The organism is Cohnella phaseoli (assembly GCF_003386235.1).
Classification (GTDB): Bacteria; Bacillota; Bacilli; order Paenibacillales; family Paenibacillaceae; genus Cohnella; species Cohnella phaseoli.
Window position 1 is genome coordinate 115653 of record NZ_QRDZ01000024.1, and the last position, 25434, is coordinate 141086.

Below are 25434 nucleotides of genomic sequence, written 5' to 3' on the forward strand. Positions count from 1 at the left end.
GATAGCCGGGTGACAATCCGGATCTCCTAACCGCGATTACTCGCAGGGCGTGGGCTGCCTGTTCCCACCTCTGCTCCTTCTCTACTCCATTTTATGCATGTATCTCACTTCATTATAGCTAAGAAAATTTTCCTGTGCAACTCGGTAATTAGCCTAATTCTACCGTTCCTTGCTCGGGATCTTCATATACTTTCAGGTAGCCTTTGGTTTTATAATGATGCCATTTTTCTTCAGACATAATAAACAAAGTTCGCGCAAAATAATTCCCGCTGACTGATATACGCACCGCTACCAATACTCGTTTGCGTACACTTTCAATCTCCTTGATATACTGGATTGAGCCGTCACTGGGATGCAACGAAACATAATTAGGACAAAGTATAATTTCCTCGAGTAAGTGACCAAAGCTCGCGTAATCGCTCCCATGCTTTGCGATCATGTGGCATACATTCTGCCTGCCGCAAAAAATAGGAGTTCCAGTCGGAACAGATAAGCCGAGCAAATCTATTTCTCTTTGCTTAATCTCTCCCACTTTTTCCGCCAAATGCTCGTCCTCCTTACTCGCAACCTCATTTCACAAAAAAAACACCTCCCCGCAGAGCATTACGCTCGGCGAAGAGGTGCTTCCTCTCCTGCTGTATCGCTATTGTAAACTATGAACCGTCTTGAACCTCGGTGTCCGCGGGAGGAGTGTAGTTGTCCAGCTTGCGGAAAATCAGCCCCCGCTGCTCCATCAGCGCGGCGACCTTGTCATAATCCTTCGGATACGGCCTGTAGTAGACGATTTCCGCAATGCCGCTGTTCGCGAGCATGTTCGCGCAAGTCCAGCAAGGCTGATCCGTCACGTATACGACGGAGCCTTCCCGATCGACGCGGTCGGTGAACAACAGCAGGTTTTGTTCCGCATGAATCGTCCGAATGCAGCGCTGCTTCTTGATCATTTCCGTGGAGCCCGCCGGAGCGGGCTCGAACTCTTCCACGATCATGCAGCCTGCTTCCGAGCAATCCTGCACGCCCATCGGAGCGCCGTTGTAAGCTGTACCCAGCAGCTTTTTGCCCTGCACGAGCACCGTGCCCACATGGCGTCTTGGACAGCGCGAACGGGTCGAAACCATAAAAGCGATGTCCATAAAATACGTATCCCAGTCTTTGCGCAAGTCTGTCACCTTCCTGCTTGCGCTCCGGCGCTTGCCAATTATTGCTGACTTGCAGCCAGAGCCTGTTCCAGATCGTTAATAATGTCTTTGATTCCTTCCGTACCGACCGACAAGCGGATCATTCCCGGCTGTACGCCGGCCGCAATTTGCTCATCCTCGCTCAGCTGCTGGTGAGTCGTGCTCGCCGGGTGAATGATCAGCGACTTGGAATCGCCCACGTTTGCCAGATGCGAGAACAGCTTCACTGCGTTGATTACTTTTTTGCCCGCTTCGATGCCGCCTTTGATGCCGAAGGTCATAATCGCGCCTTGGCCGTTAGGCAGGTAGCGTTTAGCCAGCTCATAAGAGGCATGGCTTTCCAAACCTGCGTAATTTACCCATTCCACTGCAGGGTGGGCTTCGAGGAACTTCGCAACGGCGAGCGTATTGCTGCTGTGGCGCTCCATACGAAGATGCAAAGTTTCCAAGCCTTGAAGAAGCAGGAAGGAGTTGAACGGCGACAGCGCCGCCCCCATGTCGCGCAGCAGTTGTACGCGCATTTTGATAATATATGCAATCGGACCTACCGCATCCGCATATACGACGCCATGGTAGCTCGGATCCGGCTCGGTCAAGCCGGGAAACTTCCCGCTGGCCTTCCAGTCGAACTTGCCGCCGTCGACGACGATACCGCCGATCGAGGTGCCGTGGCCGCCCATAAACTTCGTAGCGGAGTGAAGCACGATGTCCGCGCCGTGATCAAGCGGACGAAGCAGGAAAGGCGTCGTGAACGTGCTGTCGATAATCAGCGGAACGCCGTTCTCGTGCGCGATATCCGCAACTGCCGCGATATCCAGAACGTCTCCCCGCGGGTTGCCGATCGTCTCGGCAAATACCGCTTTGGTTTTCGACGTGATGGCTGCGCGGAAATTTTCCGGATTAGACGGATCTACGAACTTGACTGTAATGCCCAGCTTCGGCAGCGTGATCGCGAACAGGTTGTACGTGCCGCCGTACAGGCTGGCCGACGAGACGATCTCGTCTCCGGCACCGGCGATATTCAAGATGGAATACGTGATCGCAGCTTGTCCGGAGCTTACTGCAAGCGCCGCCGCGCCGCCTTCCAATGCGGCTACCCGCTGCTCGAACACGTCGGAAGTCGGATTCATGATTCGGGTATAAATATTTCCGAATTCTTTCAACGCGAACAAGTTCGCGGCATGGTCCGTATCGCGAAATCCGTAGGATGTCGTTTGATAGATCGGAACCGCGCGGGACATCGTGGCCGGGTCGATCTGTTGTCCTGCATGTACCGCGAGCGTTTCCAGAGAGTACGATTCATTGCTCATTCGGGTTGAACCTCCCAATTAATTTGAATGATTTGATAGATTTCCCTCCCATTCTCTCATAAATTATGGTCAAAGTAAAAGCTATCCTCGGGTTTTTATTTTGCTGCTGCGACATGGACGAGACCTGACAGATGTTCGAAAACTTTGGGGCCGATTCCCTTAACGTCCAGAAGCTGCTCCACCCTGCGGAAACCGCCGATTTTATCCCGATGCGCGAGGATGGCCTTCGCCTTCGAGGGACCGATGCCCGGCAGCGCATCCAAATCGGCCTCCGTCGCTCTGTTCAAGTCCAACGTTCCTGGACTGGCTTCGCGAGGAGTTTCTTCGCCGACTTCGGCAGCGGGACTAGAGGATGCAGGGCTGGGCGTTTGGCTGGAAATCGGGCTCGGCGGCTGGCTCGGTTGGTCAGTCGATTGGTCAGTTCCTTGTCCCGCCGTCAAATCGGCCGCTGCCTGCCTCTCCTCGCCCTCGACTTCCGAAGGAGAGGCAAGCGAGCCAATCGCTTCCTGCAAAGCTTCGTTGACCGGTGTCCAGCCCTCAATCCCCTGCTCCCTAGACTCGCGGAACAAGACAAAGCACAGAAGCGCAACCGCAATGGCAAACAGAGCGGCGGCCCATGTTTTCCGCATGCGAAACATGTTATTTTTATGCATATTTTTGTATCCTCCTTTGCTTTTTTCGCATAAATATATGAAAAATCGTTCATGACGGCCAAGCACGCTTTCATACAATGAAATGCGGATGCGAATGCCGACGCCTTCTATACGATGGCGGGAGCGATTGTTCCCGAAAGCTTGACGGATTGCCAAAACCTTGCTGTAGGAGGGACCAGGATGAAGATCGGCTTCATCGGGGCCGGTAGCATGGGAAGCTTACTGGTGGGAGCCTTCGTACGCTCCGGCGCGATGCGGCCGGACGATATCGTCGTCAGCTCCCGTACGCCATCCAAGCTGTCCGCTCTGGCCGAGCAGTATCCCGGCCTTCATATCGCCGCTTCGAACAGGGAAGCCGCGATTGGGGCCGATTATTTGTTTTTGTGCGTAAAGCCGTTGGATTTCCGAAGGGTGCTGGAAGAGATCGCACCCGTATTGACCGCGAGGCAAATCGTCGTCTCGATCACAAGCCCCGTGAAAGTCGCCTCATTGGAAGAGCTGACGCCCAGCAAAGTGGCCAAAATTATCCCCAGCGTCGTGAACGCCGTCGGCAGCGGAGCCTCGCTCGTCATGTGGGGCACCCGACTGACCGAGGACGATAAACAGGAGCTCTGGCAATTGTTTTCCTCCATCAGCCGTCCGATTTGCGTCCCGGAAGACGAAGTTCGCGTCGCATCGGACTTGTCCAGCTGCGGGCCGGCTTTTATGGCATGCCTGCTGGAACAGTTTATCGATGCCGCCGTTCTATCTGCGGGAATGGAACGGGAGACGGCAACCGCCCTCGCCTGCGAAATGATGCTGGGAACCGCCCGTCTGATGCTGGAGCTTCCCTGTACCCCGGCAGAACTTCAAGCGCGAGTGTCTGTACCGGGCGGCATAACGGCCGTCGCGCTGGAGTCGCTGCGCAAGTCGACGCGAGGAGCGTTCTTGCAAGTGTTGTATACGACGCACGAGAAGTTTGCCGAAGATCTCGACCGCGTTGATTCCTCCCTTTTTCCCCGCGAGCGCACATAGCCGCGGGGTCGGAGGGCTGCCTTCACGCTCCCCTCTCCACCGTTATATAGGCTAAAATAAAAACGCCGCCTGCTCCGTCATAATGACGGAGTCAAGCGGCGTGTGCTTCACGCTGCAATCGTTCTATTGTTTGTTTCGAGGTTAATTGGCGACAATGTTGACGAGCTTGCCTTTGACCGCGATCACCTTGCGAATCGTCTTGCCGGCAATCGCCTCTTGCACCTTCTCGGCTTCCAGCGCCTGCGCCTGCATGCCCGCTTCGTCCAGATCGGCGGCGATCTTCAGACGTTCGGCGATTTTGCCGTTTACCTGCACGACGATCTCGACTTCCGCATCCACCGTAAGCGCTGCGTCGTACTGCGGCCAAGAAGCGTAAGTGACGGACTCGGAATGGCCAAGCTTCTCCCACAGCTCTTCCGTAATATGCGGCGCGATCGGGGACAGCATTTGCACGAAGTCCTCCATCGCTTTTTTCGGCAGCACTTCCGTTTTGTAAGCTTCGTTGACGAAAATCATCATCTGGCTGATCGCCGTGTTAAAGCGCAAGCCCTCGTAATCCTCGCCGACCTTCTTCAGGCTCTTGTGCCAAATCCGACGGAACGCATCGTCTCCGTCGACTTCCTGGATCTTGGCGTTCAAGTTGCCGTTATCGTCGACGAACAGACGCCATACGCGAGCGAGGAAGCGGAACACGCCTTCCACGCCGTTGGTATTCCAAGGCTTTGTCGCTTCCAGAGGTCCCATGAACATCTCGTACATCCGCAGCGTATCGGCGCCGAATTCGCCGACGATGTCGTCCGGGTTAATGACGTTGCCGCGGGATTTGGACATTTTCTCGTTGTTCGTGCCGAGAATCATCCCTTGGTTAACGAGCTTGTGGAACGGCTCCTTCGTGCTCACGACGCCGAGATCGTACAGCACCTTATGCCAGAAACGCGCATACAGCAAATGAAGAACCGCATGCTCCGCGCCGCCGATGTACAGATCGACCGGCAGCCACTCGCGCTGCTTCTCCGGCGAGCAGATTTCCTTGTCGTTCTTCGGATCGATGAAGCGCAGATAATACCAGCAGCTTCCCGCCCATTGCGGCATCGTATTCGTCTCGCGGCGGGCTTGGCGGCCGTTGCGCGGATCGACGACGTTGACCCATTCCGTCACATTGGCAAGCGGAGACTCGCCTGTACCGGAAGGCTGGATCGCGTCCACGTCCGGCAGCAGCAGCGGCAAATCCTCTTCCGGAACGGTGTCCATCGTGCCGTCCTCGTAGTGGAGTACCGGAATCGGCTCGCCCCAATAACGCTGGCGGCTGAACAGCCAGTCGCGCAGACGGTACGTGACTTTGCCTTTCCCCGTGCCCGCCTGTTCCAGGTGGGCGATCATCGCTTGGATCGCTTCCGCAGTTCCCATACCGTTCAGGAACTCGGAATTAACCAGCTTGCCGTCGCCCGAATAGGCCGCTTCCTCTACGTTCCCGCCCGCCACGACTTCCTTGATCGACAGATCGAATTTCTTCGCAAACTCCCAGTCGCGCTCGTCGTGGCCCGGAACGGCCATGATTGCGCCCGTGCCGTAGCCGCCGAGCACGTAGTCGGCGATCCAGATCGGCACCTTGACGCCGTTCACCGGATTGACGGCATAAGCGCCGGTAAATACGCCGCTCTTGTCTTTGGCCAGATCCGTTCGCTCCAAGTCGCTCTTGCGAGCCGCTTGCTCGACGTACGCTTCGACGGCCGCTTGCTGCTCGGCGGTCGTAATCGAACCGACCAGTTCATGCTCGGGAGCGAGCACGCAATACGTCGCTCCGAACAGCGTGTCTGGACGCGTCGTGAATACGGTCAGCGCCGCGCCATGGCCGTCGATGGCGAACGTCACTTCCGCGCCGGTCGACTTGCCGATCCAGTTGCGCTGCATATCCTTGATGCTTTCCGACCAGTCCAGCTCTTCCAAATCTTCAAGCAGGCGTTCGGCGTACTCGGTAATTTTGAGCATCCATTGGCGCATCGGCTTGCGGATCACCGGATGGCCGCCGCGCTCGCTCAGCCCGTCAATGACCTCTTCGTTGGCCAGCACCGTGCCGAGCGCCGGACACCAGTTAACCGGCACTTCCGCCACGTAAGCGAGCCCTTTTTTGTACAGTTGGATAAAAATCCACTGCGTCCACTTATAATAGTCCGGGTCCGTCGTGCTAAACTCCCGGTCCCAATCGTAGGAGAAACCGAGCGACTTGATCTGGCGACGGAAATTGTCGATGTTCTCGAACGTAATTTCGCGCGGATGACGCCCCGTCTGCAGCGCGTATTGCTCGGCCGGCAAGCCGAACGCGTCCCAGCCCATCGGGTGCAGCACGTTGAAGCCCTTCATCCTCTTAAAACGGCTGACGATATCGGTCGCCGTATAGCCTTCCGGGTGGCCGACGTGAAGTCCCGCCCCCGATGGATAGGGGAACATGTCAAGCGCGTAGAATTTCGGCTTGCCCGCATCCTCCGTCGTCTTAAACGTCTTGTTCTCGTCCCAATATTTTTGCCACTTCGGTTCGATTTTCTGCGGCTGATAACCTTGACCTTGCTCCTGTGCCATGTCGATTAACTCCCTTTGTCAGAAAAAATAAAAAAGCTCCCGCCCCCAGCGTTGTCGCTAGGGACGAGAGCGTCATCTCCCGTGGTACCACCCTAGTTGACGGCAATCCTGCTTGGATGTCCGCCCACTCTGCCTCGTAACGAGAGGTAACGCCTTGCCTACTTGATCCATATTCGCATAAGCGAAGAGAAATCCGTTCGGTTCGGAGGCTCCAAGGCGAGTTCGTCGCAGTCGCTAACCGGCTCGCACCTTCCGCCGGCTCTCTGAATAACGTCACGCGATTACTGTTCCTTTTCATAGCCAAAGTATGCCATGATTATAGCCATTCGCGCGATCCGTGTCAAGCAGATGCGGATAGACGCCGACGTCTCGACAAAGTCTCTAACTGCGGCTCGATGAAGCAACCGCTATTTGCCCGCCGCTCCGTTCAAGAACAAAGCCACGATGGATGCCGCCAGATGCTCTGGGGAGAACACCTCTTCGCCGATTCGTTCGCGGCTACCGATCATCAGCAGGGAGGAGAACGCGTGGGACAGCAGCATCGGATGACCTTGCGGAATCTCGCCGCTTTCCATCGCTCTCGCGAATTCTGCCGCCAGCACCTCGTGAATCCGATACTCCGCCCGGCGAATTTCGGCGCGCTGCTCCTCGCCGAGCGAAGGATAAGCCTCCCGCATCAAGCTTTCGAATTCAACATGAGCCTGCGATTTCGTCATTTTGGATAGGGCGATCTGTGCAAGACGTTCGCGCAAGCTTCCGCCGGCCTGGATGATCCGTTCGGTAATGGCGCTAATTCGCAGCATCATTTCCGTTACGGCGGCGGTAAACAGCACCGCTTTATTCTCGAAATAATAGTAGACGGACGCCTTCGTAACTCCCGCCCGTTCGGCAATCATATTGACGGAGACCGGCTCATACCCTAATTCCATAAACAGGACGGATGCGGTCAGCAGCACCTTGTCTCTCATCGACGGATGGTCCGCTCCGCTCTTCGGTCTTCCGGGGGCGCGCTTGGCGCGTTTCTCGCTCATCGCTTTCCCCTCCTTCGGTTGAAATTTTCTCGTTGCATAATTAACCTTCCGGTATATATAATTAATTTGCATTCCAATTAAATTATATCCGAAATTCGGAGCGCGCACAGCTTTGAATAGAAACTGCACCATTCAAAGGAGGATCATTCGTTATGAGCAATAAGAAAAGCGGCTACGGAAATTGGGTCGCCGGCAAGAGAAGCAAGTGGATTACGCTGCTGGTCTGGATTGCCGCAGCCGGCCTGCTGAGCGCGCTGCTCCCGTCCGTAAACAGCCAGGAAATCAACAATTCCCCTAATCTGAAATCCGGAAAGCCTTCCGTGCAGGCGGATGCCGTCGCCGCGCGCGAATTCCCGAGCGGCTCCGACATTCCGGCGCTCGTCGTGCTGCATAAGGGCAGCGGGCTCACAGAAACCGAGTTGGATGTCGTCCGCAAGCTGACGGAGAAGCTAAGCGCCTCGCCCGTGCCGCACCAGACGGCCGTCCCGCCATTTCACACTCTGCCTCCGCAAGCTCTGCAGAGCCAGTTGTCCGAAGATGGGAGTACGTTCGTACTTCCCGTTCTGTTCGCCAAAGACGCGGGCGCGGAGAATTTAAAGGAGGGCGTAACCGAGCTTAAGCATGAGTTAGTCGCCATCGCCGGAGCCGATCCGTTCGCCGAACCCCGCGACTCCGCGGACAAACTAAGCGCGCGAGTGACCGGACCGGTCGGCATCCAGATCGATGCGACGGGCCTGTTCAAGGACGCAGACGTCAGTCTTCTGATCGGAACCGTGCTGCTCGTGCTTATTTTGCTTTTGCTCATCTATCGGTCGCCGATTCTTGCCCTTCTGCCTCTCGTCGCGGTAGGCTTCGCATACGGAGTCATCAGTCCGCTGCTCGGTTGGATGGCTAGCAAAGGCTGGATCGTCGTCGACGGCCAAGCGATCTCGATTATGACCGTTCTATTGTTCGGAGCCGGTACGGATTATTGTTTGTTTCTGATTTCCCGCTTCCGCCAGCTGCTGAGGACCGAGACGAGCAAAACCAGAGCGCTGCTCGCCGCCGTCACCGGCTCGTCGGGCGCGATTGCAATGAGCGGCTTAACCGTCGTCATTGCGCTTTTGACGCTTCTCGTGGCGGAATACGGAGCTTATCAGCGGTTCGCAATACCGTTCAGCTTGGCCATTCTGATTATGGGTATCGCCAGCCTGACGCTCGTTCCGGCAATGCTCGCCATTCTCGGCCGGGCCTCCTTCTACCCATTCGTGCCTAGAACGCCGGAGATGCAGCGGGAACGCGCCGCACGCAAGGGCAAACCGGCTCCCGCCGCTCCCAAAGAGCCTCGCAATTGGGCCGGTCGAATCGTAACGGGCAAGCCTTGGACCGTGCTGTTCGTCTGCCTTCTGTTTCTCGGCGGGTTGGCGGCCGTTACGCCGCAAATCAAATTCACCTACGATCTGCTGTCGTCTTTTCCGAAGGATATGGAGTCCAGGGAAGGGTTTGCCGTAATCGGCGAGCAGTTCTCTCCGGGCGAGCTGGCGCCGGCGAAGATCATCGTCGATACGCAAGGCAAGCCCGTCGCCCTGGGTGAGAAGCTGGCCGACCTGCCCTACGTCGATGTCTTATCTGAGCCGCAGACGGGCAAGTCCGATCCGAACATCGTCGCGTATGAGGTTCAGTTCGATCTGAATCCGTACTCCATTGAGGCGATGAACCATATTCCCGAGCTGCGGAAGGTTGCGGAGCAAGCATTGGCGGAGTCCGGCGTCGCAAATCCGCAGGACGGCGTCTGGATCGGCGGTCAGACGGCGGAGCAGTACGACAACAAAACGACGGGAGAACGGGATACGAGGCTTGTCATTCCGATCGTTATCGGGCTGATCTCTTTGCTCCTGCTGCTGTATTTACGCTCGGTCGTCGCAACCGTCTATCTCGTGCTCACCGTCATCGTTTCCTTTTTCTCCGCGCTGGGGCTCGGTTGGCTGGTCGTTCACTACGGGATGGGGGCCGAGGCGATACAGGGGGCGATTCCGCTGTACTCGTTCGTTTTCCTGGTCGCGCTGGGCGAGGACTACAACATCTTCATGATCTCGAGCATCTGGCAAAAAAGAAAACGGATGCCGCTTAAGCAGGCGATCAAGGAAGGCGTTGGCGAGACGGGTTCCGTCATCACATCTGCGGGGCTTATTCTCGCCGGAACGTTCGCCGTGCTGGCCACGCTGCCGATTCAGGTGCTCGTTCAATTCGGCACGATTACCGCAATCGGGGTGCTGCTGGACACGTTCGTCGTGCGCCCGTTCCTCGTACCGGCCATTACGCTGCTACTCGGGCGCTGGGCGTTCTGGCCGGGCAAGCTGGAGCCGGTTGGGGAAAAGGATTCCGCCTTGAAGTGAACCGACGCCGGGCGGAAGATAGTATTGCCAAAACGATGATCTAATCGGCTTCAGATCCGCCGTATCGTTTGGTTCCGGTGAGGACCGACCGATACGGCGGTTATTTTTACGTCGACAGCCGACTCGATGTAGGCAACGTAGCTTCTGGCTTCCTCGGGCAGCTCGTCAAACGAACGGCAAGTGGAAATGTCGCTTTGCCACCCCGGCAGCCTCCAGAGAACCGGCTTCGCTTTCTGCAGCTGCGGCAACGTCGGGAAATCCTCGCCGACTGTTCCATCAATCTCGTATCCGACGCATACCGGAATTTCCTCCAAGTAGCCCAGTACGTCCAGGTTCGTAAGCGCGACCTCCGTCGCTCCCTGTATGGCACAGCCGTAACGCGTCGCCACGACGTCGAACCATCCCACCCGTCTCGGACGGCCGGTGACCACCCCATATTCTCCGGCGTCTCCTCCTCTGCGCCGAAGTTCTTCGGCTTCCTCCGCAGCCAGCTCGGAGACGAACGGCCCTGCTCCTACGCAAGAAGAGTAGGCTTTGACAACGGCCATTACATTGGAAATCGCATACGGCGGCAAGCCTGCTCCGACCGCGCCATGACCGGCAAGAGTCGAGGAGGACGTCGAATAGGGATAAATGCCGTGATCCGGGTCTCGCAGCGCTCCGAGCTGCCCTTCAAGCAAGATCGACTCCCCGTTCGCGTACGCGCGTTGGAGCAACTTCGTCGTGTCGCATACATACGGAACCAGTTTTTCTCCGAGTTCGACAAGCTGATCGACCAAGTCGCCCACTTCCAAGGCCGATCGGCCGTACAAATGCTCAAGCAGTACGTTTTTGGCTGCGAAAGTCCGTTCCAGCTTGCCTCGCACAATATCCGCATGAAGCAAATCGGCAACCTGGATGCCAAGCTTGGCGTATTTATCCGCGTAAAACGGGGCGATGCCATTCCTCGTCGAACCGAAGCTTTGCGCGCCGAGTCTTATCTCCTCCAGCTCATCCAACAGCCGATGCACGGGAAGCACGATTTGGGCCCGCTCCGACAAGCGGACCGTCGGTCTGGCCACTCCGCGCTCCTCCAACCGCTCAAGCTCGGACAGCATGCGCTCGGCGTCCAGCGCGACTCCGGGTCCGATGACATTAACGGTCTGCGGATGGAATACGCCGGAAGGAAGCATTCGCAGAGCAAACTTCCCGTAATCGTTAATGATCGTGTGTCCGGCGTTGCTTCCTCCTTGATATCTGACCACGTAAGATGCCTTCTCCGCGCAAAGATCGGTCATTTTCCCCTTGCCCTCGTCTCCCCAATTCGCTCCTACAATTGCCGTAACCGTCATTTTCCTCGGCCTCCACTTTTGTTTTCTCTGTACAAGGCTTATTATAGAGGCAGTATTATTATAAAAATAATTGATATTCCTAATACCCGATATAAACGGAGATTATGCCTATGGATATGAATACGGAATGGTATCGCGTTTTTTACCGAACTGCGCTTTGCGGCAGCTTGTCCAAGGCGGCGGAAACGCTGCACATTACGCAGCCGGCAGTCAGCCACACGATCAAGCAGCTTGAGCGTCAGCTCGGGACGCCCTTGTTCTTCCGCACGCCGAAAGGCGTTGTGCTGACCCATGAAGGAAAAGCGCTGTTTGCCTATGTCGAACAAGCGTTTCGAATGATGGAAGCCGGGGAGAAGAAGCTCGCGGAAATGCGCGACCTCGAAAGCGGGGAGATCCATATCGGAGCGAGCGACACGCTGTGCAAGCACTATCTGCTGCCCTACCTGAGAAAATATCGCGCAGCTTATCCTAAAGTGCGGATACACGTCACCAACCGGACTACCGACGAGACGCTCGGATTGCTGAAAAACGGCCACATCGACTTCGGACTCGTGAATCTTCCGGTCGACGACGACAAAATCGAGATCAGAGAAAGCTTGACCTTGCATGAATGTTTGATCGGGGACGTCGGCTTCTCGCCGGACGGAGGAAAATCTCTGACGCTTGCGGAGCTGCAAAACTATTCGCTTATTCTGCTGGAATCCGGCGGCAGCATCCGGCGGTTCCTCGACCGGTATGCCTTGTCCCACGGGGTCGTATTGAATCCTGAGCTTGAGCTGGGCAGCATCGATCTGATCGTGCAATTCGTTCGCAACGGGTTCGGACTCGCCTTCGCGGCGCGGGAATTTATCGAGGAGGAATTGGCGTCCGGACAGGTTGCCGAAATCCCGCTGCTCCCTCCCCCGCCGCCCCGTCGAATCGGCATCGTAACGCTGAAGGGAACTCCGCTGTCCGCCGCTTCGAAGCGGTTTATTGCGCTGCTTCCATACGAAAAGGCTGCTTCCAAGTCCGGCGGAACCTCAGTTCCGACCGATTAGACTTGAAAGCAGCCTTATCTTATCCTATTCCGGCTTGCGAGCGACGTAAAACAATCTTTCCGATTCCGCATTGGGCTTGTCCCAATTGAAATCGGCGACGCGATGCAGCAGCTCGAAGCCGGCTTGCTCCAGTTCCCTGGCAATCCAATCCGGATCGTACGCCCTCTGCACATGGGACTCCTCGAAGCGGCTGTATAGCGCGCCCGTGCCTGGAGCCGTCGCGTCTTCGCGAATAAAAAACGTCAGCGAATGCTCAATCTCCATCCGCTCCTCGTCGTAGTCGCTCGTCCACAAGTACGCCACATCCGGCTCATCGTAGACGAACGGCTGCTCCTCCGCATACCGTTCCAGTTGACGCGGAGAATGAACGTCGAACAGGAACAGTCCGCCCGGCGCAAGCCCCTGGTAAGTCTGCCGAATCGTCGCCGAGACGTCCTCCGGCTCCGTCAGGTAGTTCAGACAGTCGCAGAAGCTGATAACCGCGTCCGCCGGATGGGGCAGCTCCCAATCTCGCATATCCTGCTGCAGCCAGCGAATCGTTCCGGGCTCATCCCGATAGCCGCTGCGGCTTGGCGGCTCATCCCATTTGCTGCGGGCGACCGAGAGCATCTCCGCGGAAATGTCGATGGCGAATACGCTAAAGCCCGAGCGGGCAAGCGGAATCGACAGATTGCCCGTGCCGCAGCCAAGGTCGACGACCGTCTTAGGAATGCCGTAACGATCCCAGCATTTGCGAGCGAAGCTCAGCCAGTCGGAATACGGCATCTCCTCCATCAGACGGTCGTAGACCGCCGCGAATTGACGATAAGTGCGCATTGCTGCAACTCCAGTCCTTAAGTTAAAATTTCCGCTCGCCGGCTAGTTGCCCGCATGCGAAAATTAGTCCTTGTTCTCATCCTCGGTCAAGCCGTCCGCGGACTTCAAGTGCGTCCAGTTGCCCTTCTGCTCAATGAGTCCATCCTTCATCAGCTTGCCAAGCGCCCGCTTAAACGCAGACTTGCTAAGCTGAAAGCGCCGCTGAATATCCTCGGCATTCGTCTGGTCGGAGTAGGGCATAGCGCCGCCCGGACGCTCTTTCAGAAACGCCAAAATCCGGTCCGCATCCTCCAGCCGGCCGACTTCCTTCGTCGCCTTGACGCTGAGCGACACCCGTCCGTCTTCGCGGACTTGCGTGACGCGCGCGCGGAATTTCTGTCCGACGCGCAGCGGATGAATCATGGCGCTCTCGTTGATGTATCCGAGCGCCCCAAAGCCGATAACGCCTCCGTCGACAAGCGCGAAGACGCCGTCGCGGAACACGTCCGTCACCCAGCCTTCCTGCCACTCGTTTATCCATGACGAAGGAGCGCGGAAGACAAGGGGCGCAAAATCGTCGATTTTGGCCAGGCGTGCCAGCATGCGCCCTTCTTTATCGTGTTTCATAACGACGAACAGCTCGTCTCCCGTCTGCGGCCAACTGTTTTTGCGCTCAACGGGAAACGACTTTACAGGAAGCAGAAGCTGTCGCCCAATGCCCATCTCCAGGAAAAAACCGAAGCTGGGATGGAAGTCGGCCACCTTCAGCCGGGCAAGCTCGCCCAGCCGGATCAACGGTTCGCGCAGCGTAGCGGTAATCCGTTCCTTATCGTCATGAAACAGAAACGCGTCGATCTCGTCCCCGACCTCCGGACGGTTCCCGGCAGCCTCTCCATAAGGGAGCAGCACTTCCGGACCGTCTTCGGGCCCAAAGCCGAGAAACCAGCCGTAGGGAGATACCTCTCTGCGAACGCGCAAGCTTTGCAACGTTCCGGCGGTCAGATTCATACGTTCTCCACTGCCTTCGCGTCGGACCACAGACGCTCCAGATGATAGTACTCCCGCTCGTCGCGATGGAACACGTGAGCTACGACGTCCCCCATATCCACAAGCACCCAGCGGGCCGAATCCAAACCTTCAACGCGTACGCGATGACCGGTCATTTCCGCGTTTTTGCGAATTTCCGATGCGATCGACAGCACCTGCGTATCCGAGTTGCCGTGGCAAATGACGAAATAGTCCGCCACGAGGGAAATTCCTTGCAAATTCAAGGCGACAAGGTCGTGCGCCTTCTTCTCTTCCGCAGCGTGAACGACCGTCTTGAGTAATTGTTCCGAACTTACTGCCATGTCTCAGCCTCCGTTATTGTTTTGTTTCATTTGCATTATCAAATCGTTGCGCGCCAGAACGGTAAGCGGAAAAATCCGCTTGCCCCGCTCGACAAGCACGGCGATGGTGGAACCGAAAGCCGCTATAAGAGCTTCCTCCATACTATGTTCAGCCAGCTGGCGAATCCGTTCGACTCCGGGATAATTTCTTCCCGGCTCGATGTAATCCGCCAAACAAACGATTTTGTCCAGCTTTGTCATGCCTTCGCGGCCCGAAGTATGGTAACGGATCGCGTCCAACACTTCTTCGTCTTCGATACCGTGCTCGGTCTGAACCGCCCAAGCGCCAACGTGCGCATGCCATAGCTCCTTGTCGTTGTCCAGCAGTTCGGCGGACAAGCCATGCTCCCGAATGACAGCCTCCTTTCGATCGATGGGCCATGCCTTGGAATAGTCGTGCAGCAATGCCGCCAGCTCCGCTTGCGCCGGGTCGCCGTCGTATCGCTCGGCCAGCTTGATCGCCGTCTCCACGACGCCAAGCGTATGCCGCCATCTTTTGTCCGGCATCTGCGCGCGGGTCGCTTCCTTGAGCTTGTCAAGATTCATATAAGCCATCCCTTTGAATATATTCGATCACCGGATCGGGCAGCATGTAACGAACGGATCGCCCTTCCCTAATTCTGCGGCGAATGTCGGTCGACGAAATGCCCAATAGCGGCATCGACGCCCGAACCAGCTTGCTTCGGATATATTCCGGCAGCAAGGCGTCGTCGCTTGGCTGATCCGGCCGCTCCAACCCGATGAAATCGACCGCTTCGGCCAATTCCTCGGCTCTGCGCCAATTGGGGAGATCGCGAATCATATCCGAGCCGACGATCCAGTGAAACTGCGCAGCCGGATATCTTCGCCGCAATTCGGTAACGGTCTCGATCGTGTAAGAGGTCCCTTCCTTACGCAGCTCGATATCCTCGACGCGGAACGCGGGATTGTTCACGAGCGCAGCTTCCAACATGTCGCGTCTGCGCGCTCCGTCCGTTCCCGGCTGGGGTTTGTGCGGCGGCACCAAGGTCGGAATAAACCAGACCTCGTCCAGACCCAACGCATCCCGCGCGGTCTCGGCCGCAAGCAGATGCCCGTTGTGGACCGGATCGAACGTGCCCCCCAGCAAACCGACCTTACGCATATCGTTCAGCCGCCTTCCTGGCTTCCTGTCCGTTACTTGGGAAGCACGATTTCTTTGTGGTCGACGGATTCCTTGTACAGGACGATCGTCTTGCCGATCACCTGCACCAGCTCGCAGCCGGATTTCTCGGCAAGCTCCGCGCCGATCTCGCGCGGGTCCTCGTCGTTGTTATTAAGCACAGACACCTTGATCAGCTCGCGCACTTCGATCGCTTCCTGAATGTGTCGAATCAGATTGTCATTCGTGCCGCCCTTGCCGACCTGGAAGATCGGAGTAAGATGATGCGCGAGCGCGCGAAGATGACGTTTTTGTTTACCTGTCAGCATTTGGTTTCCCGCTTTCATTAAGATTACACGAACGAAGCCAGCACAACTTCGCGCATGGCCGCGATCGGCGCCGGTTTGCCGGTCCAATATTCGAAGGCATATGCGCCTTGGTATACAAACATGCCAAGACCGCCGTGAATGCGGCAGCCCCGCTCCTCCGCCCGACTGAGGAAAGCCGTTTTCAGCGGATTGTAGATCAGATCGCTGGCGACGGCTCCCGGCTTCAGCCATGCCGGATCGATCGGCAGCGCATCCACGTTCGGCGACATGCCGACCGAAGTCGTATTGACGACGACGTCCGCCTCCGCGACAACGCTTTGCAGCCCGTTCCCCGGAACCGCGGATATGCGCATTGCGGACGGGAACGATCCGGCCAGCTCTACCGCCTTCGCTTCGGTCCGATTCGCGACGAAGATCGCAGCCGGTCCCTCTTGCGCGAGCGCCCACAGGATACCCCTGGCCGCTCCTCCCGCTCCGAGCACGACGATCGTTTTACCGGACAGATCGGGCTCGGCTTCCTCCTTCAGCGATCGGACGTAGCCGATTCCGTCGGTGTTGTAGCCGATCAGCCTGCCGTTCTCGTTGACAATCGTATTCACCGCGCCGATCGCTTGCGCGCCTTCGCTGATCTCGTCGAGGAACTGCATGACTTCGACTTTATGCGGGATTGTCACGTTTAAGCCCCGGAACCCGAGGCCGCGCACGCCCGCGATCGCCTGCTCGAGTCGCTCCGGCGTAACGTGAAAAGCGGCGTAACCGCCGTTGACTCCGGTTTCCCGGAAAGCGCGGTTTAACATGATCGGCGATTTCGAATGGCGAATCGGGTCGCCGATCACTCCGAACAGTGCGGTATGGCTATCCATCAATCGAAAATTCCTCCTTGCCCGAGGCGGCGTTCCGGCCGTCCCGGGAATCCACCCTCTACAAAATGCTGTCGCGCAGCATCACTTTAATTCCCTTCGGAGCGTGCACGTCGACGACGGCCCCGGTTTTGCCATTGACTTGAATCCAGCCGAGTCCGGAAACGAATACGTCCTGCTCGGCGTTCGGCGGAATGCGCAGCCGATGCCGGGTCCAGGTCGGGAACGAATCGAGATCCTCCCGGGAAGGCGGGGTTAGCATTTCTCCACGGTGCTGAGCGTACAGCTCGTCGGCGCGTTCCAGCTTGGTCCTATGAATCGTCAGCCCCCCGGATACCTGCGCCGTGAAAGATTGACGCTCCCCTTCAATGAAATCGAATCGCGCCAACGCGCCGAAAAACAGCGTCTGACCGGGATTAAGCTGGTACGTCATCGGCTTAAGCGGCTTGTCCGGAAGCAGCGCGGCCAAATCCTTGCGCGGGATGATCTCCGACATGCGCCAATCGTAGACGATCCCCGGCGTGTCGACGATGCTCTTGCCGTCGTCCAGCGGAATGTGCACGGCATCGAGCGTTGTGCCCGGGTAGCGGGATACGGTCAGCTCCCGCTTCAAGTCGCTGTAGTCGGAGATCAGCCGGTTGATCAACGTGCTCTTGCCGACGTTGGTCGCGCCGACGACGTAGACGTCACGGCCTTTGCGGTGGTCGTTGACCGCTTCAACGACGCGGTCAAACCCGATGTTGCGACGGGCGCTGCACAGCACGACGTCCGCCACCTTCAGCCCCTCCTCGCGGGCCTGCTTCTGAACCCAGTTGCGCAGCCGGTTCCAATTGGTCACCGGAGGCAGCAGGTCGATCTTGTTCACCACGAGCAGCACCGGATTGTGGCCGACAAAACGCTGCAAGCCGGAAATGAGGCTGCCCTGGAAATCGAACAGGTCGACGATATGGACGACAAGGCTGTCCGTGCCGGCGATACCGCCAAGCAGCTTCAGAAATTCGTCCTGATTGACGGTGACGGAGGATGCTTCATTATAATTTTTAATACGGAAGCAGCGCTGACATACGGCGCCTTCCTTGCTTAGCGAAGAGGCGGGAACGTAGCCCGGCTTCCTCTGGTCTTCGTTATGCAGCGTAATGCCGCAGCCTGCGCAGCGCGGAGGCCGATGCAGATCACTTGCCATGCTGAGGTCCTCCCTTGTCCGGCCATAGCCCTTTCTTACGCAGTCGGGCCAACGCGATCTTCTCGATACGGCGATTGATCCGAGTCGCCCAGCCTTCTTCGGCAATCGCGATCGGCGACACCAGAATCGTATGCAAGCCCGCGCGTCTTCCGCCCAGCACGTCCGTGAGCATCTGGTCGCCGATGACGACCGCCTGGTCCGCCGGCAGCCCCATCAACTGCAGAGCGCGTCTAAACGCCGCTCCCGCAGGCTTGCGGGCTGCAGGGATATACGGAATGCCGAGCGGCGCTGCAAACTTGCCGACGCGCGAATCGTTGTTGTTGGAAAGAATAACAACCTTAAATCCCCGCTCCTTGACCAGATCCAGCCAGCCGATCAGCTGCGGGGTCGCAAGCGGAGTTTTGGCGCTAACTAGCGTATTGTCAAGGTCCGTAATAATGCCCCGGATTCCTTGAGCGTGCAATTCATGCAGATCGATATCGTAGACGGCGGTCACGATCCGATCGGGAAGCAAACGCTTGAACATCTTGAATAATGGCTCCTGTCTGTGAACGGCTAATCTTCCTCAAAATATACCATACCCCATGCGGCCTTGCAAAAAGAACCTGCCTCGAAAGTCATAACCAAGATGACCGAGGCAGGCTCTTTATCGTTTTTGAATTCAGCCGACTACAGCGCTTTGCGAATTTTCTCCGAAACCTCGTTAAATTCGGCAAGCAATCGGCCATCCCCTTGATCGTGTCCGTATCTCGCCTGCTCGAACAGCTTCACCGCTCCTTCGAACTCTCCGTTTAACGACGGGAATTTGCGGCTCCAGCGGCCGAAGGTTTCGCGGATCGTCTCGTGAGATTCCCTACGCAGCCCTTGACGATGGAGGAAGATGAGCAAACGTTCCAATTCGCGCACGACCCGTTGATTCGGCGTCGCTCCGCGGTGGCGCAGAAGGTTCCATACTTTTCTCGTCCGGCGGCTCTTGACGACGAACACCGCCGCGGCGGCAAGCAGTAAAGCGCCCGCTGCGATTCCGGCAATCAGCGGCCAATTGCTCTTGGCGACGACCTCTTCAGGCTCCACAGGCGTCGCATCTACAGGCGCGCTCGATTCGATCGGCTCCGGCGCTCCCGCCGCACGAGGCTGCGGAACCGAGAAGCCTGACGTCGGCTCGAACGGAATCCAGCCGTAGCCTTCGAAATACACCTCCGCCCACGAATGGGCGTCCGCATTTCGAACCGTATACGTCCCCGCCCCAAGCGGATCGGGCTCCATATCCGGTCCGCCGAAACGATTTCTTTCCTGCGCCGACTGGTCGTATCCGGCTGCATAGCCCTTTACCCATCTGGCCGGCAGCCCGATCGAACGAGCCATAACGACGAATGAGGTCGAGAAGTAATCGCAATAGCCTTCCTGAATTTCGAACAGAAACGCATCGACAATGTCGCCGCCCGCCCGGTCGGATTGACGGGATAGATCCGGCGCGTTCGTATAAGGGTACGTTTGCTTCAAATATTGCTCCAGCTTCTTGGCGCGGTCGTAGTTGTTGGACTCTCCGCTCGTCTGCTCCGCCGCCAGATCGCGAACCCGCTGCGGCAGATCGTCGGGCAGCTGCAAATACGGCTTCAAGTCCAAGCTGCTCGGCGCGGACGCATCCAGATTGCGGAGCGCGTCCTCGTCCAGCACCGCGACTTCGGACACGACCGAATACGTCTGTACGCGCGACGTTTTGTCCCAGCGCAGCTCCCAATCGCGCGAATCCCATTTGAGACCGGCATTGTTGTCGCTCTTGAGCGCGGTTACCGCTGCGGCCGATCCCGCCACGAACAAAACCGGCAGTTTGTCCCGGCGTTCGATCTTTACGGTCTGAACGACTTTGACCGTCTCCACGCCCTCGGCGCGCGGCGGATCGAGTTCGTAGTTGGAAACTTCATTTCCGATTTGCGCTTTGACCAGTTTGGGATTTTTGACATCCTCCCAACCTTTGCCCGTATATACCGATTTGCTCTCGCCGCGCCAATAGCTGCGTTGGGAGGTCGTCACGGTCATCACCGGAGAGTAGTCGAACTGGAACCCTCCGCCGATTTTACGGTCATCCCGACTATAGCCGGACAAGGAGGAGCCGCTGTTCCCCGACGCGTTCGTTCGCTGCACTCCCCCTTCTCCGGAGAAGGACGGAACTTCGCGCCCTTGGGCTTCCGTCCAAATCGTATAAGGGTCCTCCAGAAGAATCGGCGCCCTCGGCATAATAATGCCGCTGACCAATACGATCGCAATGACCAGAACGGCCGGAAGCGCGATATCGAGCGGCCGCTCGGCCATCGCCTCCCAGCTGTCGGGGTGACGCAGCTGAAGCTGCCTGAGATGGAGTACGACTAACCAGGCCAGCCCTGCCGTTACAATCCACGCGATGTTGCGCCATAGCTCCAGCGGGAAGAACGAATCGACGATTGCCATCGTCGTAATGGACAACACGATGACCGCGACCGCTCCGATTCTTCGGGAGCCGAGCCAAGCCAATACGTGAACCGCCAGCAGCACTCCGACGGACAATTCGAAGAACGGATGGAACTGAGCAAGATGGAACGAAAAGAAATCGCTGACTTGCTCTCCTGCCTTCCAGCTTACCGGCCATCCCGCCCAGACGATCGGCATTTTCCATAAAATCATGCCGACGACGGCTGCGAACTGAACGGTCAACCTGACCCACAACAGGCGGGTAAACAGCAATTCCGTAACCGCCGTAACGGCCAGCATGCCGTAAATAATCGAGTAAGTTTCCTCCCACCAATAATCCGAGAAAACTTGAATCAACTGAATCACGATGATAAGAGCCAAAAGACGGTGAAACCGCTCCAGCACGAGCTGTCTCCAAAACCGCCCCGACCCTAGAAGCTGTTTCAAGCCGATACACCCCCCAGAGCAAGGGGCAGCTTGTCCAGCTCGTCCACGGAAATAAACTCCCACTGTTTGGACTGACATAAAAGCTGCCAATTGCGAACTTTGGCGGCAGCCTCAGCGGGCATGCGCTTGTGGCCGATATGGATAATGCTCGGCACCATTCTTTTGCCTTCAAGCGCGCTCATCGCCGCCGACAATTGCTCGTCTGCCGCTGCTCCGATCACGACAATGTGAACGCCAGGCTCGTATCGTTCCGCCACCTGGCATAACAATTGCCCGATCGGCAGGCTGCCGTCCGCTTCAACGTCGACCAAATGTCCGAACACCTCGTCTTTGGATACCGGCGCCCGCCCTTCTCCGTACCAGCATTCCGTCTCCCCCGCCGACACGAAGCCGATCGGCATGCCGCGCGCTATCGTCAGCTCCAACAGCGAGGCGGCCACCGATACGGCCAGCTCGAACTGTTCCGCGTTCGGATAGCTGCGGCTGTTCCGGTCCAGTACGAATACGACCCGAGGCAGCGCCTCCCTCTCGAATTCCTTCGATTTCCATTGCCCCGTCTTCGCCGTCGCGTTCCAGTGAATGCGCGACAGCCGATCTCCGTGGATGTATTCCCTGACCCCGTCGATCTGGGTCGTTTCTCTTGCCCACAGAGAGGTGAACGTATGATGGAACACTCCCCGCTGCGAACGGCGGAACAGCCGCCAATCCCTCAATGGAACGGTGCGGGGGAGAACCTGCACGTACATCGGCTGGTGAAACGAACCGCGATGCTCGAACAACCCGAAAATATCGCGCGTCGAGCACCCGGTGTGCTGAAAATGATAACGGCCTCGGCGCAGCGGGGCGGTCTCGAATTGAACCTCTCCCCGTCGCTTGTAATCCGGCACAAAGGACATCTCGTACAGTTGAGCGTCGCCTCCGGTCGTGCGCACCAGCTTCTCCCGAACGATGACGTACGGGAGCGGCCAAAATCCCGGAATCTGCATACGGAGCTTAACCTGCAGACGCATGCCCGCGGTCAACAAGGCGGATTGCCCGTCTCCGGTTTCCGTCAACCTAACGCCCTGCACTCCGCCTATGCCGCTCCATCGCCCGAGCATTAAGTACGCGCAGAGCGCGTTCAAAATGACAAAGAGCATAAGTGACGTTTTCCCGCCTTGAAAGAGCAGGTAACAAAGAGAGGTGACGTATAAAACCGCGCTCAGCCACCACACGCGGGGCAGATGCAAGCGCGCCATGATCAGCGCTCCATCCCGACAGGCACGGGCAGCAAGCGCAGCACGTCTTGCAGCACTTGAGCGGTCGTGACGCCCTGCATGCGCGCCTCCGAACGAAGGTGAATCCGGTGGCCCAGTACAAGTGGGGCCATCGCCTTCACATCGTCCGGAAGAACGAACGCCCGATGGTTCAGGAACGCATAAGCTTTAGCCGCGCTCGTCAGCGCGACGGCCGCGCGCGGGCTGGCGCCGAGCAGTACGGAGGCGTGCTGGCGAGTGCCTCGAATAAAAGCGATCAGGTAATCGGCGACCGTCGACTCCAGGTGGATTCCCTCAGCCAGCTTCTGCATGCGGGCGATGTCCTCGACCGTTGCCACCGCTTGAAGAGATTCCGCCGCCCGGCTGGCCCCCGGCTCCATTACAAGTCTTTTCTCGGAGGCTTCGTCCGGATAACCTAGTTTGATTTTCATTAGAAAACGATCTAATTGCGCTTCGGGCAAACTGTAAGTTCCCTCGAATTCGATCGGGTTTTGCGTAGCAAACAGCATAAACGGATGGGGAAGGCTGTAAGTCTCCCCGTCGACGGACACCCGCTTCTCTTCCATCGCTTCCAGCAAAGCGGATTGGGTTTTCGTCGTGGCGCGGTTGATCTCGTCGGCCAGCAGCAGGTTTGCCATAACCGGACCGGGCCTGAACACGAATTGCTCTTGCTTCGGATGATAGATCGAAACGCCGGTAATATCGGTAGGCAATAAGTCCGGGTTACATTGAATTCGATGAAAAATGCCGCCGATCGACAAGGCCAGCGCCTTAACCATCTGCGTTTTGCCGGTTCCCGGCACATCCTCGATCAGTACGTGCCCTCCCGCGAGCAGCGCCGTCAACATGAAAGCGATTTCGTCTTTTTTTCCATAAATGCAAGATTCCATATTCTGTTTAATTTTATCCAGTAGTTGCATCGCGCCATGGTGATCCATTTCTCGCTCCTCCTATGGATTCTACTTTGATGAGGTTGTGAACTTTGATGTTTTTTTAGGGTCATTTTTCATTATACCGGAATTTGGATAGCATCGTAAATTTTAGTTTCTTCCAAAAATGCATATAAAAACAGCCAAACCCGGATCGGGCCTGGCTGCTGTGAAACATAATCGATGTTAAAGGGGCAAGGGGATGTCCCCCCTTACAGAGCAACCGCTTCGTTTCAGCCCTTGGGCTTGACGACCAATGCGGCGAGAAAAGAAAACACGATGGCGGCCGATATGCCCGCGCTCGTCACGCTGAAAATCCCGGTAATGACGCCGATCCAGCCGACCTCCTGCAGCTCGGTCAATGCGCCGTGAACCAGCGCGTTGCCGAAGCTCGTGATCGGTACGGTGGCTCCGGCTCCGGCGAAATCCACGAGCGGATCGTACCAGCCTACCGCGTCCAGCACAGCGCCCGTCACGACGAGAAGCGACATCGTATGCGCAGGGGTCAGCTTAACGACGTCGAACAGCAGCTGGCCAACGACGCAGATCGCTCCTCCGACCACGAACGCCCACACGTAAGTCATCATCCGTTTGCACCTCCTTGTCCCGGATTGGCGGCTTCTATGGCGACGGCATGCGCGACGCAGGGAATGCTCTCCCCCTGCTGGTAGGACAGCGGGCTGAGCAGCGCTCCCGTAGCGACGACAAGAACCCGTTTCAGATCTCCGCTGCCGATTCGCTTGAGCAAATGCCCGTACGTGACGACGGCCGAGCAAGCGCAGCCGCTGCCGCCCGCTTGCACCTTCTGCTTCTCCACGTCGAAGATCATCAGCCCGCAATCGTTAAATTTCGTACGCTCCATCGGAACCCCGTTGCGCTGCAGCATTTCGCTGGCGAGCGGATGCCCAACGCCGGCCAAATCGCCGGTGACGATCAGATCGTAGTAGCCGGGCTCCCGCCCCGTCTCTTGAAAATGCCCCTGAATCGTATCGACGGCGGCCGGTGCCATTGCCGCTCCCATATTAAACGGATCTTTAATGCCCAGATCCATAATTTTGCCGATTGTGGCGGCCGTGATCACCGGCCCGTTCCCGCTGCGGCCTATGACGGCCGCTCCCGCCCCGGTTACGGTGTATTGCGCGGTCGGCGGCTTCTGCGAGCCGTATTCCGTAGGATACCGGAACTGCTTCTCGACTGTGCAGTTGTGGCTGCAAGTTCCCGCCATGGCATAATCCGCGGCGCCGGAGCTGACGAGCAGCGACGCGACGGCGAGCGATTCCATCGAAGTGGAGCAGGCCCCGAAGACGCCGAGATACGGCGCTTCCAGCTGTCTGACCGCAAACGTCGTGCTGATGATCTGGTTCATCAAGTCTCCGCCCACGAAGAAATTCAGCTTATCCTTCGAGAGCTTGGCATGCTGCAGCGCGATGTCCGTCGCCTGCTCCATAAGCACTTTCTCTGACTTCTCCCAAGTCGGCTGACCGATCTCCAGATCGGGATGAACGAGATCGAAATCGGCGGCCAGCGGTCCCTGACCTTCATCCGGGCCGACGACGGTTCCTGTGGCGATAATGACGGGCGGCTGTTCGAACACCCATGAGCGTCTACCCTGTAATATCATGCCACGCCCCGATTCCGAACACCCAATACACGATGCCCACGACGAATGCGGCTACGACGCCGAACACGATGACCGAACCGGCCAGCTTGAACATATTGGCGCCTACGCCGAGCACAAGCCCTTCCGCGCGGTGCTCGATCGCCGCCGAGCACATCGAGTTGGCGAATCCCGTAACGGGAACGGCGCTGCCCGCGCCCGCCCATTGCGCGATTTTATCGTATACGCCCATGCTTGTCAGAATGACGGCCAGCAAAATCATGACCGCTACGGTCGGATTGCTGGCATCCCTGGACGACATGTGGAACACAGTAATGAAAAATTGAGTAACCCCTTGGCCGATCGTGCAGATGATTCCGCCTACCAGAAATGCTTTCAGACAGTTGGTCCATACGGACCGGGATGGCTCGCGCACCTTGGCAAAGGCTTGATATTCCTTAGACGACATCGACACGGGTTTGTAAGCTCCGGAGCCTCGTCCGGCGCCTTTCACTGCCATTCGTAACACCTCCATCTATAATCAGTCGCGACTGCGCTCGTCTCGTTCATTATTTCCCA

General features: G+C 57.4%; 25 protein-coding genes and 1 other annotated feature. Of the genes, 3 read left to right on the forward strand and 22 right to left on the reverse strand.

Annotated elements, in window-relative coordinates; translation table 11 throughout:
* Window positions 1–148: 148 nt before the first annotated feature.
* The 4 genes from DFP98_RS25950 to DFP98_RS25965 all read right to left on the reverse strand — a co-directional run bounded on the left by DFP98_RS25950 (window position 149) and on the right by DFP98_RS25965 (window position 3138).
* Window positions 149–544: a PBECR3 domain-containing polyvalent protein gene (locus tag DFP98_RS25950; protein ID WP_116063532.1), complete on the reverse strand. Its 396-nt coding sequence runs from the start codon at window positions 542–544 to the stop codon at window positions 149–151.
* 109 nt (window positions 545–653) lie between these two features.
* Complete coding sequence (locus DFP98_RS25955) at window positions 654–1166, reverse strand: deoxycytidylate deaminase (RefSeq protein WP_256442727.1); 513 nt, start codon at window positions 1164–1166, stop codon at window positions 654–656.
* Window positions 1167–1195: 29 nt separating this feature from the next.
* Window positions 1196–2485, reverse strand: a complete 1290-nt coding sequence (locus DFP98_RS25960; protein ID WP_116063533.1) for a homocysteine synthase — start codon at window positions 2483–2485, stop codon at window positions 1196–1198.
* Between the two features lie 95 nt (window positions 2486–2580).
* Window positions 2581–3138, reverse strand: a complete 558-nt coding sequence (locus DFP98_RS25965) for a ComEA family DNA-binding protein (protein WP_116063534.1) — start codon at window positions 3136–3138, stop codon at window positions 2581–2583.
* Between the two features lie 180 nt (window positions 3139–3318).
* Here DFP98_RS25965 and comER point away from each other — a divergent pair, with 180 nt between their 5' ends.
* Complete coding sequence (gene comER / locus DFP98_RS25970) at window positions 3319–4152, forward strand: late competence protein ComER (RefSeq protein WP_116063535.1); 834 nt, start codon at window positions 3319–3321, stop codon at window positions 4150–4152.
* 141 nt (window positions 4153–4293) lie between these two features.
* On the opposite strand, the gene leuS is transcribed toward comER, so the two are convergent.
* Together leuS and DFP98_RS25980 are read right to left on the reverse strand one after the other, a co-directional pair.
* Complete coding sequence (leuS, locus tag DFP98_RS25975) at window positions 4294–6729, reverse strand: leucine--tRNA ligase (RefSeq protein ID WP_116063536.1); 2436 nt, start codon at window positions 6727–6729, stop codon at window positions 4294–4296.
* A gap of 56 nt (window positions 6730–6785) precedes the next feature.
* Window positions 6786–7036, reverse strand: a binding site (T-box leader).
* A gap of 100 nt (window positions 7037–7136) precedes the next feature.
* On the reverse strand, window positions 7137–7760 hold the full coding sequence (locus DFP98_RS25980; protein ID WP_116063575.1) for a TetR/AcrR family transcriptional regulator: 624 nt from the start codon (window positions 7758–7760) through the stop codon (window positions 7137–7139).
* A gap of 152 nt (window positions 7761–7912) precedes the next feature.
* Between DFP98_RS25980 and DFP98_RS25985 the strand changes: the two genes are divergently transcribed.
* Window positions 7913–10135, forward strand: a complete 2223-nt coding sequence (locus tag DFP98_RS25985) for an MMPL family transporter (protein WP_116063537.1) — start codon at window positions 7913–7915, stop codon at window positions 10133–10135.
* Window positions 10136–10185: 50 nt separating this feature from the next.
* Here DFP98_RS25985 and DFP98_RS25990 read toward each other — a convergent pair whose 3' ends face one another.
* The gene (locus DFP98_RS25990; RefSeq protein ID WP_116063538.1) at window positions 10186–11466 is read right to left on the reverse strand and encodes an adenylosuccinate synthase; all 1281 of its coding nucleotides are present in this window, start codon (window positions 11464–11466) and stop codon (window positions 10186–10188) included.
* A gap of 110 nt (window positions 11467–11576) precedes the next feature.
* Here DFP98_RS25990 and DFP98_RS25995 point away from each other — a divergent pair, with 110 nt between their 5' ends.
* Complete coding sequence (locus tag DFP98_RS25995) at window positions 11577–12503, forward strand: LysR family transcriptional regulator (protein WP_116063539.1); 927 nt, start codon at window positions 11577–11579, stop codon at window positions 12501–12503.
* A 24-nt stretch (window positions 12504–12527) separates the two neighbouring features.
* Here DFP98_RS25995 and DFP98_RS26000 read toward each other — a convergent pair whose 3' ends face one another.
* The 15 genes from DFP98_RS26000 to spoVAC form a co-directional block, all read right to left on the reverse strand.
* Complete coding sequence (locus DFP98_RS26000; protein ID WP_116063540.1) at window positions 12528–13319, reverse strand: class I SAM-dependent DNA methyltransferase; 792 nt, start codon at window positions 13317–13319, stop codon at window positions 12528–12530.
* Between the two features lie 63 nt (window positions 13320–13382).
* A complete protein-coding gene (locus tag DFP98_RS26005) occupies window positions 13383–14306 on the reverse strand; it encodes a CvfB family protein (RefSeq protein ID WP_116063541.1) in 924 nt (307 codons plus the stop codon).
* Entirely contained in the window at window positions 14303–14647 is a 345-nt protein-coding gene (rsfS, locus tag DFP98_RS26010) for a ribosome silencing factor (RefSeq protein WP_116063542.1), read from the reverse strand. Before rsfS ends, DFP98_RS26005 begins: the two co-directional genes overlap by 4 nt.
* 3 nt (window positions 14648–14650) lie before the next feature.
* Window positions 14651–15232, reverse strand: a complete 582-nt coding sequence (yqeK, locus tag DFP98_RS26015) for a bis(5'-nucleosyl)-tetraphosphatase (symmetrical) YqeK (RefSeq protein WP_116063543.1) — start codon at window positions 15230–15232, stop codon at window positions 14651–14653.
* A complete protein-coding gene (nadD, locus tag DFP98_RS26020; RefSeq protein WP_116063544.1) occupies window positions 15222–15809 on the reverse strand; it encodes a nicotinate-nucleotide adenylyltransferase in 588 nt (195 codons plus the stop codon). Before nadD ends, yqeK begins: the two co-directional genes overlap by 11 nt.
* A gap of 32 nt (window positions 15810–15841) precedes the next feature.
* Window positions 15842–16135 carry a ribosome assembly RNA-binding protein YhbY gene (yhbY, locus tag DFP98_RS26025; protein WP_116063545.1) on the reverse strand — a complete coding sequence of 98 codons (294 nt, stop codon included), beginning with the start codon at window positions 16133–16135 and terminating at the stop codon, window positions 15842–15844.
* 23 nt (window positions 16136–16158) lie between these two features.
* Entirely contained in the window at window positions 16159–16998 is an 840-nt protein-coding gene (gene aroE / locus DFP98_RS26030; protein WP_116063546.1) for a shikimate dehydrogenase, read from the reverse strand.
* A gap of 58 nt (window positions 16999–17056) precedes the next feature.
* Entirely contained in the window at window positions 17057–18178 is a 1122-nt protein-coding gene (gene yqeH, locus DFP98_RS26035; RefSeq protein ID WP_116063547.1) for a ribosome biogenesis GTPase YqeH, read from the reverse strand.
* Window positions 18168–18704 (reverse strand): YqeG family HAD IIIA-type phosphatase, encoded by a 537-nt coding sequence (locus DFP98_RS26040; protein WP_116063548.1) that lies wholly within the window; start codon window positions 18702–18704, stop codon window positions 18168–18170. The genes yqeH and DFP98_RS26040 overlap by 11 nt, the downstream gene beginning before the upstream one ends.
* A 143-nt stretch (window positions 18705–18847) precedes the next feature.
* The gene (locus tag DFP98_RS26045) at window positions 18848–21073 is read right to left on the reverse strand and encodes a transglutaminase TgpA family protein (RefSeq protein WP_181917949.1); all 2226 of its coding nucleotides are present in this window, start codon (window positions 21071–21073) and stop codon (window positions 18848–18850) included.
* A complete protein-coding gene (locus DFP98_RS26050) occupies window positions 21070–22311 on the reverse strand; it encodes a DUF58 domain-containing protein (RefSeq protein ID WP_116063550.1) in 1242 nt (413 codons plus the stop codon). Before DFP98_RS26050 ends, DFP98_RS26045 begins: the two co-directional genes overlap by 4 nt.
* A 2-nt stretch (window positions 22312–22313) precedes the next feature.
* Window positions 22314–23267 (reverse strand): AAA family ATPase, encoded by a 954-nt coding sequence (locus DFP98_RS26055; RefSeq protein ID WP_116063551.1) that lies wholly within the window; start codon window positions 23265–23267, stop codon window positions 22314–22316.
* A 224-nt stretch (window positions 23268–23491) separates the two neighbouring features.
* Entirely contained in the window at window positions 23492–23842 is a 351-nt protein-coding gene (gene spoVAE / locus DFP98_RS26060) for a stage V sporulation protein AE (protein WP_116063576.1), read from the reverse strand.
* A complete protein-coding gene (gene spoVAD, locus DFP98_RS26065) occupies window positions 23842–24879 on the reverse strand; it encodes a stage V sporulation protein AD (protein WP_116063552.1) in 1038 nt (345 codons plus the stop codon). The genes spoVAE and spoVAD overlap by 1 nt, the downstream gene beginning before the upstream one ends.
* Complete coding sequence (spoVAC, locus tag DFP98_RS26070; protein WP_116063553.1) at window positions 24863–25375, reverse strand: stage V sporulation protein AC; 513 nt, start codon at window positions 25373–25375, stop codon at window positions 24863–24865. The genes spoVAD and spoVAC overlap by 17 nt, the downstream gene beginning before the upstream one ends.
* Between the last annotated feature and the right edge of the window lie 59 nt (window positions 25376–25434).

Excerpts from the sequence above, each read along its gene's own strand:
- rsfS (WP_116063542.1), bottom strand. The coding sequence starts at position 14,647 with ATGGCAGTAAGTTCGGAACAATTACTCAAGACGGTCGTTCACGCTGCG.
- yqeK (WP_116063543.1), bottom strand. The coding sequence starts at position 15,232 with ATGAATCTTGACAAGCTCAAGGAAGCGACCCGCGCGCAGATGCCGGAC.
- comER (WP_116063535.1), top strand. The coding sequence starts at position 3,319 with ATGAAGATCGGCTTCATCGGGGCCGGTAGCATGGGAAGCTTACTGGTG.
- DFP98_RS25995 (WP_116063539.1), top strand. The coding sequence starts at position 11,577 with ATGGATATGAATACGGAATGGTATCGCGTTTTTTACCGAACTGCGCTT.
- DFP98_RS26040 (WP_116063548.1), bottom strand. The coding sequence starts at position 18,704 with ATGTTCAAGCGTTTGCTTCCCGATCGGATCGTGACCGCCGTCTACGAT.
- DFP98_RS25990 (WP_116063538.1), bottom strand. The coding sequence starts at position 11,466 with ATGACGGTTACGGCAATTGTAGGAGCGAATTGGGGAGACGAGGGCAAG.
- DFP98_RS25965 (WP_116063534.1), bottom strand. The coding sequence starts at position 3,138 with ATGCATAAAAATAACATGTTTCGCATGCGGAAAACATGGGCCGCCGCT.
- aroE (WP_116063546.1), bottom strand. The coding sequence starts at position 16,998 with ATGGATAGCCATACCGCACTGTTCGGAGTGATCGGCGACCCGATTCGC.
- DFP98_RS25985 (WP_116063537.1), top strand. The coding sequence starts at position 7,913 with ATGAGCAATAAGAAAAGCGGCTACGGAAATTGGGTCGCCGGCAAGAGA.
- spoVAC (WP_116063553.1), bottom strand. The coding sequence starts at position 25,375 with ATGGCAGTGAAAGGCGCCGGACGAGGCTCCGGAGCTTACAAACCCGTG.
- DFP98_RS25980 (WP_116063575.1), bottom strand. The coding sequence starts at position 7,760 with ATGAGCGAGAAACGCGCCAAGCGCGCCCCCGGAAGACCGAAGAGCGGA.
- yqeH (WP_116063547.1), bottom strand. The coding sequence starts at position 18,178 with ATGGCAAGTGATCTGCATCGGCCTCCGCGCTGCGCAGGCTGCGGCATT.
- leuS (WP_116063536.1), bottom strand. The coding sequence starts at position 6,729 with ATGGCACAGGAGCAAGGTCAAGGTTATCAGCCGCAGAAAATCGAACCG.
- DFP98_RS26055 (WP_116063551.1), bottom strand. The coding sequence starts at position 23,267 with ATGGATCACCATGGCGCGATGCAACTACTGGATAAAATTAAACAGAAT.
- spoVAE (WP_116063576.1), bottom strand. The coding sequence starts at position 23,842 with ATGACTTACGTGTGGGCGTTCGTGGTCGGAGGAGCGATCTGCGTCGTT.
- DFP98_RS26000 (WP_116063540.1), bottom strand. The coding sequence starts at position 13,319 with ATGCGCACTTATCGTCAATTCGCGGCGGTCTACGACCGTCTGATGGAG.
- DFP98_RS26050 (WP_116063550.1), bottom strand. The coding sequence starts at position 22,311 with ATGGCGCGCTTGCATCTGCCCCGCGTGTGGTGGCTGAGCGCGGTTTTA.
- yhbY (WP_116063545.1), bottom strand. The coding sequence starts at position 16,135 with ATGCTGACAGGTAAACAAAAACGTCATCTTCGCGCGCTCGCGCATCAT.
- spoVAD (WP_116063552.1), bottom strand. The coding sequence starts at position 24,879 with ATGATATTACAGGGTAGACGCTCATGGGTGTTCGAACAGCCGCCCGTC.
- DFP98_RS26005 (WP_116063541.1), bottom strand. The coding sequence starts at position 14,306 with ATGAATCTGACCGCCGGAACGTTGCAAAGCTTGCGCGTTCGCAGAGAG.
- nadD (WP_116063544.1), bottom strand. The coding sequence starts at position 15,809 with ATGCGTAAGGTCGGTTTGCTGGGGGGCACGTTCGATCCGGTCCACAAC.
- DFP98_RS25960 (WP_116063533.1), bottom strand. The coding sequence starts at position 2,485 with ATGAGCAATGAATCGTACTCTCTGGAAACGCTCGCGGTACATGCAGGA.